This is a genomic window from Vibrio sp. RC2502, from assembly GCF_054850435.1.
Genome location: NZ_CM141453.1, coordinates 1,574,697 through 1,593,486, shown reverse-complemented (window position 1 = coordinate 1,593,486; position 18,790 = coordinate 1,574,697). Strand labels below are relative to the sequence as shown.

Here is an 18,790-nt window from a genome sequence, read left to right as displayed (position 1 = left end):
CGCATGGGACAAGTACGTGACAATCTGCCAAACGGCAACCCACGCAACAAAATCGAGTACCTTGCTGACTTGCTCGATTCAATGGAAACGGGGGGAACCGTCATTAACTTATTGGCGAATGGGGAAATCAACTTAAACACCCAGACCTCGCCGAACCCGCCACTCATCACCGTTGACACTAAACAAGCCATTGACCCAAATACCACGATTGAGTTTGGGCGTAATGCAGTAAGTGGCATTTATGGTTGGGGCTTAGAGGTAGGCACCGCGCAAAACAACACAGGTTACATCAAGCATGAAACCAGTGAAAAAAGTAAGTATCAGCACCCGTCGATTCCGGTTACGAATGGCGTGTTGAGTTGCAGCACTAACGGCGATGGCGTGGCTTATACCGTGTTCACCGCACCGCAAGGCGGCAAAGCGCACAACGCTTTGAAAGCTCGCGTGTTGGTTGGTGCATCTTCTGACGCCAATATCACGGTAGGCATTGCACGCGTGGAACTCAACGAAAACACGGGTGAGCTCAGTATTTCTAATTTGCTGGACAACCCATACCGCCGCGTAGCAACCCAAGGCAAAGCCGAACACTATTTAACGCCGACTTGGATTGAAACTCCGGAGTTAATTTATCAGTTCGATGGCGGTTCGGGTTTATACGTGGTGTATGTCCATGTGACCAATGACACGGCATTTATGGTTTATGGCGCTGAAGCCTGGCACGCGTCAGTGGGTAACGTGAGCGCAGGTGAAACAGTGACACTACCAAACGCAACGGCAATGACGGGCTATCACAACTACACGCGAATGCTGAAAAGCACCAACGCCGAGTACGTTTCGGGGCTGCGCTACAAATGGAAGTTTAGCCGCCATTATCACTTTGCGTTTCACCCAAAACACCACTTAACGCTTTGGCATGGCATCAGCTATCAAAACGGGTTTAGCGCCAACATCGTGGAATATGGCAGCAACTTTGTGGTCATTGAATACTCGCAAGCGATGTTTGATTGGCTCACTGACCACCAAACGCTGAGCGTGGCTTATAGCGCGATTCCGGTCTGCATTAACTTTTACGGTTAACGCCATGCCGCTGTTTATTTTTGTCATCATACTCTTAGGGATTGGAGCGTTTACCATGACAACCTCAACCACATCAAGCGTTCGCGGGATTCGCATTCATAACCCGCTTAACATTCGCATTGCCTCTAATGCGTGGAAAGGCAAGGTGACGCCGTCACGCGATAAAGCCTTTGAAACCTTTAAAGCGCCAGAATGGGGCTTTCGTGCGGGGGCGATTTTGCTGCGTAACTACCAACTACGCCACGAACTGCACACGCTAACTGAAATCATTCACCGCTTTGCGCCGCCAAACGAAAACCACACCGCCAATTACGCACGCTTTGTTGCGGGGCGCGTGGGCGTCGGTATGGATGAGCGCATCGACTTGGTGAACAACAAACCGCTGTTGGTCGAAGTGCTTCACGCCATGAGCATCATGGAAGTGGGTCGCCACTACAGCAAACACACGGTGCTGAAAGGCGTCAATCTGGTTTAAGGAGAAACACAACATGTTTGAACGTTCTACATTAAAAGGCTTGGCGCTACTGGGTTCCGTCGTCGCGGCGGTCACTGGCTACGGTCATTTATTCAGTGTCGAAATCACCGAAACGGGCGTCAACCTTGGCGGCGCTGTCGGCTTGGCCATTCCCGCCGTGATTGGTGTGTACGAAGCACTGCCGGACAGCTGGAAACCAACAAAAAGTGTAGGGGGCTTGGATGGAAACCGCGTTAGTTAACGCTTTATCGGGTCTGGGCTTTTCGTCTGAATCGCTTGTGCTGTTTGCGTTGATGGGCATAAATCTGAAATACCAGATTGCTATCAATAAGCAGCTTACTCAAGGGCTGCAAGAAGTACGAGAAAGTGTTTTGGTTCTAACGGCTACGCGCAACAATGAAAGCTAAGTCTTAAACCGTGCGAACTGGTTCGAAACGTCATTAATGACGATTTACACAGTGAGTAGGGAGCCGATACTTTTGGCGGGTCGATTGACCTCGACAGGCTTCAAATGAAAGCCACCAAAGCAGAAGCCTAAAAAAGCCGAACCCTTAGCGATGGGGTTCGGCTTTTTGTTTACTTGGTTAAATCACTTTTATATTATCAACCAAAGTTTTAAATGGAATATGCCTTAATGCGAACAATTTTTAAAAACTTTCACAACCCTAGTGAAGCTGAGATATCCGAGATATGGAAAAGCCAGAACACATTAATTGCCTTTGATACTAATGTATTCCTAAACCTATATAGTTATACGAAACAAACAAGAGAAGACTTTTTTAAAGTTCTTGATAAGGTCAAAGGGCAAATTTGGATTCCGTACCATGTAGGATTGGAGTACCAAAGAAGAAGACTAAATGTGGTTAGCACCGAAAAAGCAGTATTTGGAAAAATAGACAAAAACTTAGATAAGATTGGTAATGTATTTAAGAAGGACTTTAATGATCTGGCATTAAAACGTCGATTCCCAGACTTACAAAGCCAAACTGAAAAACTAGAAAAAGATATCGATAAACTTATCGAAAAATACAAGACGTCTGTCAAAGAATGGGATAAGCAGCAAGCTTGCGTTCGCTCGCATGATGAGATTAGAAACCAACTCAACCATTACTTTGATGAACGAGTTGGACCAGAACCTAAGTCGCAAGAGGATTTAGACAACACATTCGCTGAAGGAAAGCAAAGGTTTGAAAATAAAATCCCACCCGGTTTCGAAGATTCTGACAAAGAATACCAAGACGATGCGGTGTTTTACAATCAGGGATTGAAGTACGAAAGACAATATGGTGATTTATTAATTTGGCTTCAGCTAATTGAAAAAGCTAAAGATGAAAGTATTCATAACGTAATCTTTGTTACAGATGATAAAAAGCCCGATTGGTGGTTCTCGATTCAGTCTAATGGAAAGAAAATTGTCGGACCTTTAGCTGAACTTCAAGCTGAAATATATAAGAAATCAAATATAAATAAGTTTCATATGTATGACACGCCAACATTCATGAAAGATGGCACATCTGAATTGAATGTAAATATTGACAAACGCTCTATCCTAGATGCTGAGTCATCCAAGCCCATCGCAACGCTCACTCCCAAAGCTAAGTCAGTTAATTTCCATTTCGATGTAGACACTAACACGGTTATTAAAGAATTTTTGTATGAAGATGGCTCTACTAGAATTGATGTTAAACCGACGAATTCTTCAAAAAACTCAGATAATATAGCTAGTTACTACTATCCAAAGGGGCAATCTGATGACGACATTGGTGTTAGTGCATTAAGGGTGATTGGAAATACGATATCAAACGTAGAGCACGCACTTGAAACAATGTACAACAAGTCTACCTCAATAGATGACCCTCAAGAGAAACATGTATTAAATGAGAAAATCAATAAGCTAGAAAGCGAGCTCAAAATGCTTTACGCCAAAAAGCACTACCACTTAAATCTCTTTGGCCAGAAAAAATTTGACCTTTGATACCATAATAGACTCTCATTAGAGCCTATACGCGAGTTACTTATTAGCTCGAAGTTTGGTTGGTATCCATTCGGCGGCTTTCATTCGACGGCCGCCACGAAACGGCAAGACATTTTCTTTAGCCGGATAGACCTTGGGATACTCAAAGTGTCCATACATTTCCACAAACTGACGATGTTCGTCACGCCAGAACACAAAGCTTTCCAATTCCTTAGGGCTGAACTCACGACCGGACGGCGTGATAAACACAGCTCGTTTCTCACAGATACGAAACCCAGACCAACGCAAATCATTAGGCAAATAACCAAGCGCCTTAATCAACAATAGTTTTTCCGCCATTGGATTGATAGGAACCGTACCATCAAGCCAACGAGTAATCGTGGGTTTGGATACGTGAAAATATTCAGCGCCTTGCTTGATAGAGGTAAACTCACGCCAAAAGAGAGTACGGAATGATTCGTGAAACATGACAACGCTCGCATATTGAATAACTGACTAAAAATATTTTTCTTGTTGTTTTGGGCGTTACCGAACGCAACATTATGTGGCGGTCAGGCTTATAGTGGTTTTTCGTTGATTGCACAAAACGAACGTCACGAATAGTACAAGTAACTTGCGTTATGGAAATCGACAAAATAAAAAATTACGGCTTGGTTATCAGACACTTATGAAAGGCTTAATCAAAGAGTTAGCCTTTGTTAACAAACTACCCCTTGGTGCGCATTATGGGCGCTTATGTTGAATGCGATTGCATATGCGTATCCTATAAAATGTCCCTCTTTTGAGGGACAATTCAATGAAGTATCACGAAATGACTAAAAACTATATTTTTCGTGAATTTGAATGTGGTTTAACCATCGAAGAAGCTGCCAAACTTTGTTTGAAAACTGTGAGAACGGTCAAAGAATGGGACAAGGGAAAATCCATACCGCCAGAGTGTAAGCGCTTGATGAGGATGAATAAGGGTAGGGAATTGAGCTCTTGTGAAGATTGGGAAAACTTCGTAATGAGGCATGATCGATTAGAGCTTCCAACTGGTCAACTAGTTACTGCACAACAAGTGCTGATTGGTGTGGCTCTGTTAGAGTTAGGTGCTTCAAATGATATTAAGATTGCTCACCAACTATTGAAGTATGCAAGGGCATTAAAGAAAATAGTTTAATTGAAGGCTCCGGTTGGAGCCTTAATGGAAACTAAGCCGGATTATCTAAGTATGGTTTGTCTTGCTTAACATATGGCTTAAACTCAGCATGTGTTAAGAATGTCTTATCTAACTCTTTTTTAGCTCTTGGACCAGTATGTTCTCTTAAATACGCTCGGTTCTTAATAGACTTAGACTTTCCTACCAACTCAAGATGACGATCTAGCTCATAATCTTCTGAAAAATTTACATATTCTGAATCTTTCATAATAAAACCTATAAATAGAATGCAGTGCAACATTGCACCTATTTGGATATGTGGATAAAAATATACATTTCAAGGTGTTCATTATGACCATTAGCGCAAATCAGTTAGTTAACTCACAAAAATGTCCAGCTTTGAGTCAGGATCCCAACGGAACGTCTCTAGGATTTGATCATAAACTAATCATCAAAGCTGTGAGGTCGAGTACGATCTAATACACCTTAGTTTTCTATTCCACTTCTAATGATTCTGGCCAAATAAAGTAAGGGCCAAACCGCTTACTGTACTTGAACTCACCACCTAACGATTTCCCTTCTTCGGTTAAAGAATGTTTTCCATCATCGAAAGATAAGTAGCCCTTGCTTACACACATCTGAAGGAAATCATCTGTTTTAATCTTGAGCTTCTTGGCTAGTTTGGATGAAGTAAGCTTGGCTTGTTCTGGTTCTTCACTTTTAGCAGGGTCATTGACAGATGATGTAATCTTCTCTAACGAAATACGAACTTCATCGCTAATACGAATAATGCGTTGCGCTTCCTCATAAGAATCTTTGTAGACATCGGGGTCTTGGTCACGATCAATGAAGATGCCCATTTCGTTATTGTTTACTTGGCTGAACTCATAGAGGTTTAAACTTGTAATGATACAAGCACTTTCGTTCATGTAGCACTTTGCATGGAGATTTTTGCAAAAACTAGTACGGACAAAGGAGAGACCTTTAAGCCAGTTAATCTCATCAGGTTGTAGTTCGCTTTTGCCATAGACAATTCTAATGTCGATTTTTAATCGATCTTTGTCTTCCAAAAGCTCTCGAATACGATCATTAAGTTTAAGAAAAGGGCTGATAAGAATCAGCCTTTCCGATGCGTTCTTGATAAGCTCTTCGAGATAGTAGTTTGTAGCACTTGTATTTAAAAACTTAGCCATTTCATATCCTTGACATATAAAACCTAGCACAAAGAGGCTACGACTAAGTACTAGCTAGATCAAGAGTCACAAATACAAAACGCGAAGCAGGAGTCTAAAACAGAGCGAATCACTCTCTTAAGTTCTATTCCGTAAGGTAGTAGACCATAACGCCATAAAATAGACTGTTATTCGAGTCCTTTCTCTAACAAATCTATAGAATATGGTGTGAGCACAAAAGTTTTATGCGTTCTGCCAAAAACTTCACTTAAGTATCCATCATTATTCATACGGTCTATGTATCGCTTTGCTATAAACTCTTTGATGCTAAGCGGTTCTCTTATTTGTTCAGCGAGATGTTGCTGAGGCAACTCTTTATTATCGTTTTCAAAAAACATACGTAAGACCAAACGTATAGCTTTATGGTAATCATTTTGGTCGGTAAGGGACTGCCCCTCCGATGGTTTAGCTGTATTGTTATTACTTTTCTCAATTAATTCGTTTAATCTATCCACCTCTCTGACCAACTCATTTTTCTCTTCGATTAAAGAGCTGTTCTCTTCAGTTAAAGTCATAATTCTATGTTCATGAGACTTAACTTTTTCGATTAAATCTTCAATCGAAGAAGCGTGATCTCTTTTTAAAGCCTCAACTTCTGCCCTAATTTCAAGAGAGCGTTCCAATGATAATAACTGCTGATTTTCTTTTTCCTGCTTTATCTCGTTTAGCCTTTTCTGATGGCTTAACGAGTGGCTATAAACGAATTTTGAGGGGTACGGAAAGATGAATAAATAAAACAAACTCGTCAATAAGGGGAATAGTAGTCCAGTCACATACAAGTCATAATGATCGCTGTATAAGATAGAAATCATTCTTAACTTATCTTGATACTTCAAACTAGAAAAGATTAATAAGATAAACTTATAGTTCCAAATACACCATGAGATGGCTAAAGAGCCCAGCAGAGGGCTTGCAATTCGCTCATTCAAATACATTCGTAGCGAGCTATAACTATCAGCAAGCATCTTCATTCCTCTTAACAAAAATTAAACTGTCAAATTATACACACTATGTTGAATATGTCTTAGTGAAAGAGCACAACGCTAGTACTGAGTGGGAATTTACCCCCGTAATACAGATTCGGGGGTTTGACCTCCCGCCGCACGTCGCGCAATCGTCCTAGCCCGTCCTCACTTGCTCCGCGCGTCCGTCGGAGAGAACCCAGAAAAGAAGAATAAGCATTGCTCGACACTCGCAAAGCTTTGACGTTGTGAGTATGCAGCGTTCCGGTAGGTTAACGCGCCTTTGGTGTGGATAGTCTCTGCAAGGCTGGTCTAGCAGGAAGGAGGGCGGCAGCATCCAAGTCGCTTTGGGCTGCTAACCGCGCCGATTAAGTGATGAGGCTAGGTTTTGCTATGGTGGGCGGCTTGGTGCCTCGTCGTCGCTCCGCAACTCCTTATCCCTGCGGGGCTGGCACCTTGCCTTTAATTGAAGTAGTCGACCAGTTTGCCTAGGAGGTATCTCGCAAGGTCATAGGCGAGTACCACAATGACTGCGTTCACTATCGAGAGATGATCAAACAGCTCGATGATTTCAACCAGCTGTCCATGCGTTACGTATTCATTCATTAGGTTTCGTCTCCACTAAACAAACCGCCAACGGGTTTTAGTTCAATATCTTGCTCTTGCCGTTGTGCATATTGCTCATACGGCGAACACGTGACATAGAAATTGGATGCGCCGCGAGACAGCTGGACGAGGCAATCGTCCAGATATTCCATCTTGACGCCCAACTTATTTAGGAATCCGTCATCGAGGTAAGTCACACCGCGCGGTGTGACAACCTCAAAATGCACGTTGACGTGTATCGAGGTGGCTTTGTGCCAACGTTCCACGGCAGAGACATAGATGCTTTCTGAGTTCGCCAGTGGGAACCAAGCCGGAACAGTGCCTACGTCATGATAAGACTCATTCCCGCAACCAGCACCCGTACAGCCAGAACCACTAGAACCCATGACAGAACCAGGCGAACCACTTTGACCAGGACGTGCTTGACCTTGCGAAGTCGAAACGCCACTTTGCTGCGAAGTTTGATGAAGCTGCGTTCCTTCCGAAGTTGTCGTCTCAGAATCAGAAACCATACCAATAAGCGCATAAACTAAGTACCCAAATGAAAGCACGACCAGTGCCATAGCTGCTAAGAATTTCGGGTTAAGAAAGATGTTCTTTCCAAGCCCCGACTTGGTGATTTGCCCCGTGACGGTCGAGGCGTAGAGTAGGTGGACGTCAAGCGGCACCTTGAGGTTATAAACCACATCGTCTTTGCTTGGTTTGGTGACCGTTCGAGTCGGGTCATGCTCCAAGATGCGCGGTTTACGGTTGGAAAAGAAGATCCCATCTTTCCCCTTATGTTGCTTGGCCAACTCCGCAACACCTTTTAACTCTTTCGGAATTTGAGCAAAGTCAGGCGTGAGCAACACAATGTCCCAGTTGTAGTGCCGGTGCTCCATAAAGGCGTTGTTAAAGTTCTCGGGATAGATGATGCGTCCTTGCTCATCAAAGCGTGTGCGTTGGCAATCGTCTATCTCGCCATTGTCCAAACTGGATGTATCAATCGTTAGCCAACGAGAGTGAAACAGCTCGGAGAATCCTTCCGGTAAGTGAGGCTCAAAGTCAGTAAAAGGGCGCTTGTGTATGTTCGCCATTTTAAAACCTGCATTGACCGAGAAGATTTGCTGACACTCATCAATGAGGATGAACGCCCCAATGGGCGCCCAACAGAAAAAGTATTTCCAAAGCTCGAAGCCTTCAGGATTGCGAGAGCTAATGCGAATGAGCCGAGCTGTATCAGGAAACTTTTCACCAAGGCGTTGTTCAATCACTTCAAGTGGCTGCATGCCATGAATGTTCGTAATGCAAATTCGACCTTCACGCAGTGCAGGCAGTAAGTCAAACCACACGGCGCAAGCCGATTTGTAAGAGCCACCGTGACCGTATCGAAATGAAGTAGCCATTCAATCACCAGTTAAAGAAACGCATAACTAAAGACGTAGCGAACGCATCAAAGATGACACGTAGCCCAGAGGTGACGCCGTATTCGGTCAAGATATAACGGACGTCAGAGGGAAGCGCATTAAAGCGGTCTTCGACAAGCGTATAGACGCCATATTCTTCGAGCAGCAGCTGCGCAATCTTGAGCGCGATTTGTATCGAGGCAATCTTGATATCGAGCCATACTGAGATAAGCCACATCGCGCCGTATTCAAACGCGTTCTTTATCCATTCAATCGCCACATCAAAGAAGTCGAGAAAGGTTTGCCCAATGTTGGCAATAAACTCTAATGCTGAGTAGATGTATTCCATGTTATTTACTCCGATTACCAAACAGAACCCAAAGGGCGATTAAGGCACAAATGAACAGCACGACAGGGCGCACATAACCCGATACCGCATCAAAACGCTGTAGTCCTGATTCAACGGTTGCGCCTTTGATATTGAAAGACTTGTCGCTTAATGTGCCGTTGTTGAAGTTGGTGCCGATAGTGATTAAGCCTTTAATGTCGTCCACATAGCCTTGGATGGATTCGGCTTTTTCATCTATCGTGGTTTGCAGGTTGGCAAAGTCTTCTGCCGTAAAGATTTCGCCAGTGATAGCGGTGCCTGTAGGTGTGCCAAACTCTGAGCCAGTCAATAGACCCTCAATCGCATTTAAGCTGCTATCGAGTTCGCCCATTGAATCACCAAGCCCTTTTAAATCGTTACGAATACCAATGGTGGCGTTGGTATTGTTGTTCACCGCTGTAGTGATATCGCCGTTGGCCTGTTGGATGAGTGCCTTGGTGTTGTTATAAATCTTGTTGTCATTGATTTGCTGTTCTTGAATGGCTTGGGTGTTATCGACCAAAGAGCCTTTCACATCAATCACCGCGTTGGTGATATCCGCGTGTGACTGGTTGATATCGACGTTAAGATCATGAATGCCTTTGTTCACATCCACGTTAAGCCCTTTAATAGCAGAAAGGACTGCCGTGTCTGTCGATTCATCCGTGTCAGGGTCTTCTACATCCGGTTTATCATCAACGACACCGGGATTAACCGTGTTGGTTGAATCGTCGGGTAGGACAGTTGGGTCTTCAATCTCATCGGTTGGGTCATCGGGGTCATGGGTTGGGTCTTCTGGCGTATCCGGTGGAATGATGGGTTCATCAGGCCCATTCACACCCCAGAAAAGTGTGCCACCGTCACACTGACGTCCAGTGTAAGCAAAGCGCAGAGAGCATTGAGAGTCGGGCGTGTACTGTCCATCAGGAACGCCAGTACAAATAATGGTGGATTCGTTCTTAGTCACTTCACATCGAGTGGCACCATAGTCACCGTAACAAGCGCCCGTCACCAATTCGCCGTATATGGCAGGGTGCCAATGCAATTTCACCGTATCACCAATGGACTGTTTGAACTGGCAAGCATCCATGCAGGTGCCGTCAGGGTTCTTGCCATATTCACAAACCGATTTACAACGTAAGGTTGAAGGGTCAAATTCGCTATTTTCTGGACAACGAACCTCAGAATAAGAAAGACCGAGCCCATTATCACAAACTGTTTGATAGGGATCGCGAGCATTAGCATATGATGTCTTCTCAAATGTGCATGAGTCGAAATACCCAGTATCCAAAAAACAAGTATTCACCTTGTAAGGGTCAACCCAATCACCTTGAGAGCCACAACCCCTCATTTGCATATGACTAATACGCGCTTCTAAAGCATACGTATGATGACTAGCGCATAGAATAACAAGGGCAATAAAAAAACGGAGATAGTGATTCATTGTATAAAACCAATAAAAAAGGGAGCCGAAGCCCCCTTTATCCGTTGATTAGTGAGTATTGATGCCACTCACAAAGCCGTGGAGGAATGCCCCCGCAAAGGCAACACCTAGAACGATAGCGAGAACATCTCCAAGTAAATTACCCGATAAAGGAGGCATAGAGGTGAACCGTTAGCGACGTAAGAAGCCAACAACCATGGTCACACCAAAGCCCAGTGCAGCCATACCAATCAGCCCCGCCACAACCAGTGATACGTTAGCTTGACCACCGGATACCGCAGAGTTGATTGCGCCCGTGATATCGACTTCAGCGAACGCCGGAGAGACAGACGCGACCATAAGAGCAGCGCCAGCTGCGGTCTTTTTGTTTACTACTGCGTGTTTTACGTTATTTACAACAAGTTCTAGTTTTTTCATAAGATTTACCTTTTACTCATAAGGCGAACAACACGACCCACCCAGTGACCAACGACCATGTTGATCAAGAGCACGCCACTGACATACAGGAACAAGTCACCGTTGAAGAGGACTGGCTCCTTATATTCTTGGTAGTCCACCGCCGAAATCAGCACGTATTCTTGGCAATCCGCAACAGGCGTTTTCGTTGCTTTCAAATTGCCATACTGGTTAACGACGGTGACGCATACAGACATTTTTTAGCCTTGAACGGGTTTCATTGAAGCTTCGAAGTGCTTCTTAATTTCTTGGTCGACTGGAATAAGCTCAGTCACGATAGCGCCTGCCAATGGGTCTTCTGGGTTAATCTCCAAGCGCAATTGGTATTCACGGCGAGGAACGAGAGCGCCAGTGCGCTCAAGAAGCAGGGCATATTCATGGTCAATCATCAAAGGTTGATCCCATTGGGGATTTACATCACCCGATTCACCGATAGTACGGCGTTTGAACTTCTCTGAGTTGATTTCACGTAGAGGTCGTGACACGTTCAGTTGAGCACTGTCACCACGTGCTGAGTTCCAAGTGATATCCATGCCAAGTACAAAAACGGATTTAGCCATTTGTTAAGTCTCCAATATGTGAGTCACCAACTTGCCGTAGGTATCGGGGAAGGTGAATTTAGTTCCATCACGGACAAGGGAACCGACCACGGTTTCAATGTCGCCCTCATGGAATTCGATTAAAGAGTTCAGAATTTTCCCGTACTGGCGACGCATCCAGTGCGCAGAGGCCAACAGGTCTAACGCCGCGCGTTTAGTCGGGACAGGTTTGGTATTGAATTTCTTTGCAGTAGAAATTGACGCAGCAAAATCATTGAGCGCGGCATACGCGCCAGCTGGATTCAGCAACACATCAACATTCCATTTTTTAAGCTCGACTTCAGAGCGGTACCAGACAAGACCCGTGTTCGCGAGTTTCTGCTCAAGAGCCTTGTTGTAGATACGCCAGTAAATGCGCGAGGTACGCGAACCAATCGAGTATTGCTCTTTGGTGTAAATCGGTTTTCCATCTTTGCCGATACTGGCAATGGTCATGTCTTCATGAAGCACAGGACCACGACCACGTTCAGCGGTGCGGAAACAGTCGTCACGCCACGCCTTGTAAGCGTATTCGCAATCAAAAATCCCGTCGTAATCGTCATAGGCCAAGTCAACACGCGCCAAAGTTTGTACACCAAGCACATTGGTCAGCCAGTCATGCAGCGACCACGTAGGACGACGGGCAAATACATGCTTGCATCCCGTTCCGTTGATTTGGAAATGCACCGTGTCATTGTTACCGCCGATACCAACGAAGCCGCAGAAGTCCTCACCATCTGGCGAAGTCAGTTTCATGGATTCGGTGTAGAACTGGAAACCCAAACCGCGAGGCGCAGACAGCGACAAACCAAGCACTTGGTTGGTGAAGATGCGCAAGCAGTCTTCCAAGTAATTGCGATAACAGATATCAAACGCTTTGTTGTACGCATCAATCTCGTCGGAAGTCTGAGCGACCGTCGGATTAAACACAGGTGGAGCAGGGAACTTAGGTGCACGACAGTGACGCTGTAACAGTCCAGATTTGGCAAAGCCTTTGTATTCCTCATGCTTGTGCAATCGACGAACCGCATCATGACAATGACGTAAGTCTTTCACAGCAAACGTAAAACACAGGTAATCAATATGAACGCTTTGCTCATCGAACTTCTTGAGGATGTTAGTTGCAGTAGTCATCGAACACCCCCAAATTGATACGTTGTTCAACAGTCGTGTTGGTGATGGACACCAACTCATAAGAAGCGAACTGAGACGAAGCCCAAGACTCAAGATGAGACATGGATTTAAGCAAATCCCATTCGTCGCAACCTTTGACCAACACAGACACCGTGTAATCAGGTAGCAAGTCGTAATAGATGATTTGAGCTTCGTTCATGAAATCGCCTTGACCAGTTCCGAACGACCATCCAAGAGGTCGAATACATTAAATTCTGTAGCGATTAAATACAGAATCTTATGTATCGTCAATACAGCAAATTATGTGTTAAAAGACTAAAATCGGTTTAATGACGTGAATTGAGGATGCTACAAAATGTATACAAACAAGCTGCTCGACGCTTATAAAGACAAGATGAACTACGTTCAATACAAACAAATAGCTCATGACTTGGGTGTAAGCCCGCAAATGATCACTGAAGTTAGAAAAGGTCGAACATTTCTTAACGAGAATCAGATACTTATGCTTGCAGACGCTGTAGGCGAAGACAAAGAAAAGGCTCTGATTGGCTTAGCGATGGATAAAGCAAAAACGCACGAAGCGCAGACACTATGGCAGAACATAGGAAAAAAGTTTAACGGACTTGGATTATCAAGCATTTCAATGGCTTGTGCTGGATTGGCCTTAGTGATTGCAAGTCCACAGGAACCACTATTACAGTGCGCATTATGTATATTATGTTAAATTAAGTGTAACCATACGTCAGATTCTTTCTACTTTGCTCTCCTATCTCTTTCAGATTTTAAATTTGAGCTAACTTTTAGATAGCTGATTAAACATAATCAGTATTTACCATAAAATACTTAATATAGATCTTAATAATCTATCGATTGTTAAGATCTATATTAATGACTACGCCGTTTCTATTAATGATTGTATAGCTTCATAGATATCTTGCCTGCGAACTGGCTTTGATACAAAACTATCCATGCCAGCGTCTAAGCACTTATCTTTATCACTTTCTAGCGCGTGCGCTGTTAAAGCGACGATTGGAATTGTGATTCCTTTCTTTCTAATCAGCCTAGTTGCCGTTATTCCATCCATTACTGGCATCGAGACATCCATCAAGATCATATCAATTTGAGTATCGTTTTCTTCAAGAAATGTAAGCGCCTCTGCGCCATGGCTTGCAATATGCACATTATGGCCAAGCTTGTTGAGAATCAATTTAATGACAAGTTGATTTGATTGAGTGTCTTCGACGATAAGCAAGTTTAGAGCTTTGTTTGGTCTATTATGCTCAATTTTTACAGGACGGCTTTGGTTGTAACGTGTTAGAACTGGAATTCGAATGGTGAAGTCAGAACCCTCATTCTCGCGGCTTTTTACAGAGATTTCACCTCTCATCATTTCAACTAAGTGCTTGGTAATAGCAAGCCCTAAGCCTGTACCACCAAACCGTCGAGTAATTGAGCGATCACCTTGATGGAATGCCGTAAATAAATGGGCTTGTTTTGCTCTCGAGATTCCAATTCCGGTGTCAGATATAGAAACTACAACTTCGTCATTTTCTTCAGCGACAGAAACAGACACACTTCCTGAGTCCGTAAACTTGATGGCATTCCCAATCAAGTTAAAGAGAATCTGTGACAGCCTCGTCGAATCAATCCAATACTGTTTGTCTGATGAGATCTGACAATCAAAGTTAAAAGAAAGATTCTTAGTTATAGCCACTTGTTTTTGCTGAGAAATTACAAAAGTTACAGTGTCATTTAAATGTATCCACTGTTCGTTTAATTGGAAGCTACCGGATTCAATTTTTGAAAGATCGAGAATGTCGCTAATGATGGCTAGAAGAAGCTCAGCGGAGCATTCCATTTGATTGAGGGCATCAAATTGTTCATCTGATAAGGTAGATTGTCTCAGGATGTCTAGCATTCCTAAAACTGAGTTAAGAGGCGTTCTGATCTCGTGGCTCATCATTGCCAAAAACTCAGATTTTGACTGGTTGGCTAGTTCTGCTTCTTCACGAGCTCTTGCAAGTTGAGTCGTTCTTACCTCAACAATACGTTGTAACTTTTCCTTTGTTTCTATGTCGATAACAGCACGTTCTATAAGGGGTCTAAAGCGCCTTAGAGTCTCTTTGTTTTCAATACTAAAATGCCCTTTTTGAGCTCCAATTAATAGTATGATGCTTTGTGTTACTTCCGAACGAATGCCCGTTAAAATTACGGAGTTAACATGTGTTTTAACAAAGCTATTTAAGTTCTCAAACTCTAACAATTTCGCTGGCTCGAATAATAGAATACACTCGCCGTTTAATGCGCGATCCATTGTGTTACCGTGTAACCACTCTACCTTATCAAACACGCTATTGGTTGAGATTAACGTCTTGAACGGATAACGGCTGTCATCGCGGGTGATGACAATAAAGTCTTCAAAACTGATGTACTTTTTTAGAACGCTGTTTAGCCCCGAAAAAATTTCATTACGATTTTTTGCCTCGCTCATTGCAGAGATTGCTGAAAGAATCGCTTTGTTTTCATCGGCAAGCAATTTTTCCCGTTGTTTGGTCTGCTTTAGCTCAACTAACGCTTCTTGTAATGCTTCTTGTTGGTATGTGTCTAAATATTTATCTTTCATAAGGTTTATGGAAAATCGCTGATGAGATCATCAAGTTTCCATGTCCATTTTCGCCGCCGATAAATCTTCCCTGCTCACCAAAGGTAAATGGGCATATAAATGGCAAGTGTTCCAGTTCCTGATTAATTTGTTCGCAAACGCTATTCATGTCTTGCATTAAGTGCAACATCGGTCCTGCACAAAATATATTTATGACACCAATTTTTCGAGATTCTTCTAATTTTTGGTTAAATGCAGCATTCACGACTTTTGCCGCTCGAGCGATTAAATGCTCCCTACTCCCTTTCATCAAAGTAAGCTCTTCCCCTACCGAAATCTGGGTAAATAGCTCAATCCCCCCATCTTCGGTCTCACGTATTGGATGGGAAAGCTTGTAATAAGGTCTATCGTACAAATGTCCGGCAACTCTTCCCAAGGGATAAGCGCTGGAGTTGGTAAAGAGTAGGTTTTCTTTGCTAGTTAGGTTTTCTTGATGACGAGTCCACTTTCGATAAGTATCTAGTGCTGATTCACCATCTATTTCCAGTAAACACCGTCCTTTTGCTTTGGAAACAATGCCTTTGATGTTGGTTGGTGTGTGACCTGCACTAAAAGCAATATCAACGGGATTAGAGGAGTAAAATAGTGTGAGGCTAATCCCTTGCTTTTCATGGCCTTGTGCTGTAATCACTGACCATTTTCCCTCAATGTGGTTATCTGCTGCAGAACCGCCAATGATAGGAACAAGTGTGCCGAAGCGTTCGTCGATCGATTCGATAATCTTTTCTTCTTTCCCAGGAGTTGCATGAAGAAGAATTAAGTTCGGTACTTCGCCAATTCGATTAGCATTTTGAAGAGCCATATCTAGAGCGACGGAGACACACTCATTTTCTTCACAATTAGAAATACCAGTTCCATAAGCATGTGGGCCTGAGTCATAGATAGCCATAGCCGCTATGACTGGCCCAACGTGAAAACCCTGATCAGTCATAATGGCTTGGCATGAACTTGAACCGTGGAATGGAACACCAGGGAAATATCTAAGAAAGGCAGAGCGAATGGCTCTGAAGTCGTATTCTTCTGTGTAATAACAGATGATGTAAGACAAGTGTTCTTGGCTCAGATCTGAACGAAGCCTCTCTACTGCTAAATATTCGTCGGTAATATGGGTAAATACTGATTGGCACTGCATACGCTTTTATTATTGTTTGTCACGTTACTGTTATACCATTACGACAAATTATCGTTAGGCTAGAAGGTTCGAATTTCACAAAGAAGATGCCATTATCTCGTGTCAGATCTAATTTATAAATGCACTAAGACAATATTTTGGTTTATTTTGAGCTTAATCGTTTTGGTTGCAGATACAGCATTCCATTCAGCTCTATAATGATTGTCGCTTATACTATCAAACACACCAGATTGATTCAGATCAATTTTTAGACCTGTACTTTCAGTTGTTTCAATCAAAATCCCACTCGAATCACGATTAATCGTGATTTTATCTTCACCAATTGTTACATCGCATCGCTCTTTTTGTGAACAATCAACGCTTGTGCTGGTCTCGTGCGTAAAGGTTCTCCAGAAAAACGCACCAACTAAAAGACTGAGCATGATTAAGATTTGTGCAAGTCTCGCCTTTGTTAACTTTTGTGCAGGCATAATTACTAATATCCTTGTTACAAACTTCAAACTTTTTAAATAAAAAATGATTTCCAGAGCTCCAGTAAGGTTACTACTCTGTCATTGAATTGTTAATTCAAGTATAGTGTCACGCTGAAAATGCCACTTTTTATTAAAGTCAGCAATAGAAATAAGGTGATGATAACACTTGAGTTCTAGAGTTTACTTGGGTGGTGTTACGACGCAAGTCGTGTTGGAAGTAAAGTGTAGTTAATTAGAAATTGGAAGCATGCAAATGAGCCAAGTAAAGCAGCTTGAACAAAACTACAACTATACAGTCGTTCGCCAATTTACCCTTGTGACCATTTTATGGGGCATAGTTGGTATGGCTGTTGGTGTTTTGATTGCCGCTCAATTAGTTTGGCCACAGCTAAACTTTGATACGCCGTGGTTGACGTACAGTCGTTTACGTCCACTGCATACTAATGCGGTAATTTTTGCGTTTGGTACTAGTGCCCTGTTTGCAACATCTTATTATGTTGTTCAGCGTACATGTCAAACACGTCTTTTTGGTGGCCCACTCGTTGCCTTCACCTTCTGGGGTTGGCAAGCAATTATCCTAGCCGCAGCGATTTCTCTACCTCTAGGTTTTACCTCAGGTAAAGAGTATGCTGAACTAGAATGGCCTATTGATATCGCTATTGCGATTGTATGGGTTTCATATGCAGTGGTGTTCTTTGGAACGTTAGTGAAACGAAACACTTCCCACATTTATGTGGCGAACTGGTTTTTCGGTGCATTTATCATCACAGTAGCAGTACTTCACATCGTGAACAGCATGGCTATCCCTGTATCACTGGGTAAATCTTACTCGATTTATTCCGGTGCGGTGGATGCAATGGTGCAATGGTGGTACGGACACAACGCGGTAGGTTTCCTACTCACCGCTGGTTTCCTAGGTATGATGTACTACTTTGTACCTAAACAAGCTGAACGTCCTGTTTATTCTTACCGTCTGTCTATCGTTCACTTCTGGGCATTGATCTCTCTATATATTTGGGCAGGTCCTCACCACCTTCACTATACTGCGCTACCAGACTGGACACAGTCTCTGGGTATGGTGATGTCTCTTGTTCTATTTGCTCCTTCATGGGGTGGTATGATCAACGGTATTATGACGTTGTCTGGTGCTTGGCATAAGCTTCGTTACGACCCTATTCTACGATTCCTAATCGTTTCATTGTCTTTCTATGGTATGTCTACTTTCGAAGGTCCGATGATGTCGATTAAGACAGTAAACGCACTATCTCACTACACAGACTGGACCATTGGTCACGTTCACTCTGGTGCGCTAGGTTGGGTTGCAATGGTTTCAATCGGCTCAGTTTACCACTTAGTCCCTCGCCTGTTTGGCCAAGAGCGCATGTACTCTGTGGGTCTGGTCAACGTCCACTTCTGGTTAGCAACAATTGGTACGGTTCTTTATATCGTAGCAATGTGGATCTCTGGCGTGATGCAAGGCTTGATGTGGCGTGCAGTTAACTCTGACGGCACCCTGACTTACAGCTTCGTAGAGTCAGTTGAAGCATCTTACCCGTTCTACTTTGTACGTTTCCTAGGAGGTTTCATCTTCCTATCAGGTATGTTCTTAATGGCATACAACACGTACAAAACGGTAAGTGCGCCAAAAGAAAGCCTCAAGGCTATCCCTCATCCGGCATAAGGAGATTTAA

The 18,790-nt window shown here is 43.4% G+C and carries 24 protein-coding genes; 8 read left to right on the top strand and 16 right to left on the bottom strand.

What is annotated here, in order from left to right; translation table 11 throughout:
- Positions 1-3: 3 nt before the first annotated feature.
- The 5 genes from ACYJZR_RS07610 (at position 4) to ACYJZR_RS07590 (ending at position 3,527) form a co-directional block, all read left to right on the top strand.
- Positions 4-1,077: a hypothetical protein gene (locus tag ACYJZR_RS07610; protein WP_461715867.1), complete on the top strand. Its 1,074-nt coding sequence runs from the start codon at positions 4-6 to the stop codon at positions 1,075-1,077.
- Positions 1,078-1,081: 4 nt separating this feature from the next.
- Positions 1,082-1,552: a hypothetical protein gene (locus ACYJZR_RS07605; protein ID WP_029865452.1), complete on the top strand. Its 471-nt coding sequence runs from the start codon at positions 1,082-1,084 to the stop codon at positions 1,550-1,552.
- A 13-nt stretch (positions 1,553-1,565) separates the two neighbouring features.
- Positions 1,566-1,793, top strand: a complete 228-nt coding sequence (locus tag ACYJZR_RS07600; RefSeq protein WP_072847770.1) for a hypothetical protein — start codon at positions 1,566-1,568, stop codon at positions 1,791-1,793.
- Positions 1,774-1,959 (top strand): hypothetical protein, encoded by a 186-nt coding sequence (locus tag ACYJZR_RS07595; RefSeq protein ID WP_031854420.1) that lies wholly within the window; start codon positions 1,774-1,776, stop codon positions 1,957-1,959. Before ACYJZR_RS07600 ends, ACYJZR_RS07595 begins: the two co-directional genes overlap by 20 nt.
- Positions 1,960-2,186: 227 nt before the next feature.
- The gene (locus tag ACYJZR_RS07590; protein WP_072847771.1) at positions 2,187-3,527 is read left to right on the top strand and encodes a PIN-like domain-containing protein; all 1,341 of its coding nucleotides are present in this window, start codon (positions 2,187-2,189) and stop codon (positions 3,525-3,527) included.
- 36 nt (positions 3,528-3,563) lie between these two features.
- Here ACYJZR_RS07590 and ACYJZR_RS07585 read toward each other — a convergent pair whose 3' ends face one another.
- A complete protein-coding gene (locus ACYJZR_RS07585) occupies positions 3,564-3,995 on the bottom strand; it encodes a phage protein (RefSeq protein ID WP_072847772.1) in 432 nt (143 codons plus the stop codon).
- Positions 3,996-4,323: 328 nt separating this feature from the next.
- Here ACYJZR_RS07585 and ACYJZR_RS07580 point away from each other — a divergent pair, with 328 nt between their 5' ends.
- Positions 4,324-4,689, top strand: a complete 366-nt coding sequence (locus ACYJZR_RS07580; RefSeq protein ID WP_083110769.1) for a phage protein — start codon at positions 4,324-4,326, stop codon at positions 4,687-4,689.
- 31 nt (positions 4,690-4,720) lie between these two features.
- Here the strand turns inward: ACYJZR_RS07580 and ACYJZR_RS07575 are convergent, their stop codons facing one another.
- The 12 genes from ACYJZR_RS07575 to ACYJZR_RS07520 all read right to left on the bottom strand — a co-directional run bounded on the left by ACYJZR_RS07575 (position 4,721) and on the right by ACYJZR_RS07520 (position 13,031).
- Positions 4,721-4,936, bottom strand: coding sequence for a hypothetical protein (locus tag ACYJZR_RS07575; protein WP_042772892.1), 216 nt, complete (start codon positions 4,934-4,936; stop codon positions 4,721-4,723).
- 226 nt (positions 4,937-5,162) lie between these two features.
- Positions 5,163-5,861, bottom strand: a complete 699-nt coding sequence (locus ACYJZR_RS07570) for a phospholipase D family protein (protein WP_083110768.1) — start codon at positions 5,859-5,861, stop codon at positions 5,163-5,165.
- Between the two features lie 167 nt (positions 5,862-6,028).
- Positions 6,029-6,865 carry a hypothetical protein gene (locus ACYJZR_RS07565; RefSeq protein ID WP_083110767.1) on the bottom strand — a complete coding sequence of 279 codons (837 nt, stop codon included), beginning with the start codon at positions 6,863-6,865 and terminating at the stop codon, positions 6,029-6,031.
- Between the two features lie 459 nt (positions 6,866-7,324).
- A complete protein-coding gene (locus ACYJZR_RS07560) occupies positions 7,325-7,468 on the bottom strand; it encodes a hypothetical protein (protein ID WP_005477649.1) in 144 nt (47 codons plus the stop codon).
- On the bottom strand, positions 7,468-8,853 hold the full coding sequence (locus tag ACYJZR_RS07555; RefSeq protein WP_042772888.1) for a zonular occludens toxin domain-containing protein: 1,386 nt from the start codon (positions 8,851-8,853) through the stop codon (positions 7,468-7,470). Before ACYJZR_RS07555 ends, ACYJZR_RS07560 begins: the two co-directional genes overlap by 1 nt.
- A 4-nt stretch (positions 8,854-8,857) precedes the next feature.
- A complete protein-coding gene (locus ACYJZR_RS07550; RefSeq protein WP_005477634.1) occupies positions 8,858-9,202 on the bottom strand; it encodes a DUF2523 family protein in 345 nt (114 codons plus the stop codon).
- Between the two features lies 1 nt (position 9,203).
- A complete protein-coding gene (locus tag ACYJZR_RS07545) occupies positions 9,204-10,664 on the bottom strand; it encodes a hypothetical protein (RefSeq protein WP_223304356.1) in 1,461 nt (486 codons plus the stop codon).
- Positions 10,665-10,835: 171 nt separating this feature from the next.
- Positions 10,836-11,081, bottom strand: coding sequence for a hypothetical protein (locus ACYJZR_RS07540; protein WP_005495000.1), 246 nt, complete (start codon positions 11,079-11,081; stop codon positions 10,836-10,838).
- 5 nt (positions 11,082-11,086) lie between these two features.
- Positions 11,087-11,317, bottom strand: coding sequence for a hypothetical protein (locus tag ACYJZR_RS07535; RefSeq protein WP_005477619.1), 231 nt, complete (start codon positions 11,315-11,317; stop codon positions 11,087-11,089).
- A gap of 3 nt (positions 11,318-11,320) precedes the next feature.
- Positions 11,321-11,680, bottom strand: coding sequence for a DUF1293 family protein (locus ACYJZR_RS07530; RefSeq protein WP_005477647.1), 360 nt, complete (start codon positions 11,678-11,680; stop codon positions 11,321-11,323).
- Positions 11,681-11,683: 3 nt separating this feature from the next.
- Positions 11,684-12,832: a replication initiation factor domain-containing protein gene (locus tag ACYJZR_RS07525; RefSeq protein ID WP_043046110.1), complete on the bottom strand. Its 1,149-nt coding sequence runs from the start codon at positions 12,830-12,832 to the stop codon at positions 11,684-11,686.
- Positions 12,816-13,031: a hypothetical protein gene (locus ACYJZR_RS07520; RefSeq protein ID WP_029826510.1), complete on the bottom strand. Its 216-nt coding sequence runs from the start codon at positions 13,029-13,031 to the stop codon at positions 12,816-12,818. Before ACYJZR_RS07520 ends, ACYJZR_RS07525 begins: the two co-directional genes overlap by 17 nt.
- 156 nt (positions 13,032-13,187) lie before the next feature.
- On the opposite strand from ACYJZR_RS07520, the gene ACYJZR_RS07515 reads away from it, so the two are divergent.
- Positions 13,188-13,556, top strand: coding sequence for a DUF3693 domain-containing protein (locus tag ACYJZR_RS07515; protein ID WP_069522566.1), 369 nt, complete (start codon positions 13,188-13,190; stop codon positions 13,554-13,556).
- Positions 13,557-13,724: 168 nt separating this feature from the next.
- On the opposite strand, the gene ACYJZR_RS07510 is transcribed toward ACYJZR_RS07515, so the two are convergent.
- From ACYJZR_RS07510 to ACYJZR_RS07500, 3 genes are all read right to left on the bottom strand, one after another.
- Complete coding sequence (locus ACYJZR_RS07510; RefSeq protein ID WP_025526575.1) at positions 13,725-15,455, bottom strand: ATP-binding protein; 1,731 nt, start codon at positions 15,453-15,455, stop codon at positions 13,725-13,727.
- Positions 15,445-16,626, bottom strand: coding sequence for an FIST signal transduction protein (locus tag ACYJZR_RS07505; RefSeq protein WP_024700058.1), 1,182 nt, complete (start codon positions 16,624-16,626; stop codon positions 15,445-15,447). Before ACYJZR_RS07505 ends, ACYJZR_RS07510 begins: the two co-directional genes overlap by 11 nt.
- A gap of 113 nt (positions 16,627-16,739) precedes the next feature.
- On the bottom strand, positions 16,740-17,096 hold the full coding sequence (locus ACYJZR_RS07500) for a hypothetical protein (RefSeq protein ID WP_406966347.1): 357 nt from the start codon (positions 17,094-17,096) through the stop codon (positions 16,740-16,742).
- Between the two features lie 256 nt (positions 17,097-17,352).
- Between ACYJZR_RS07500 and ccoN the strand changes: the two genes are divergently transcribed.
- Positions 17,353-18,780 (top strand): cytochrome-c oxidase, cbb3-type subunit I, encoded by a 1,428-nt coding sequence (gene ccoN, locus ACYJZR_RS07495; protein ID WP_005477654.1) that lies wholly within the window; start codon positions 17,353-17,355, stop codon positions 18,778-18,780.
- Positions 18,781-18,790: the final 10 nt, after the last annotated feature.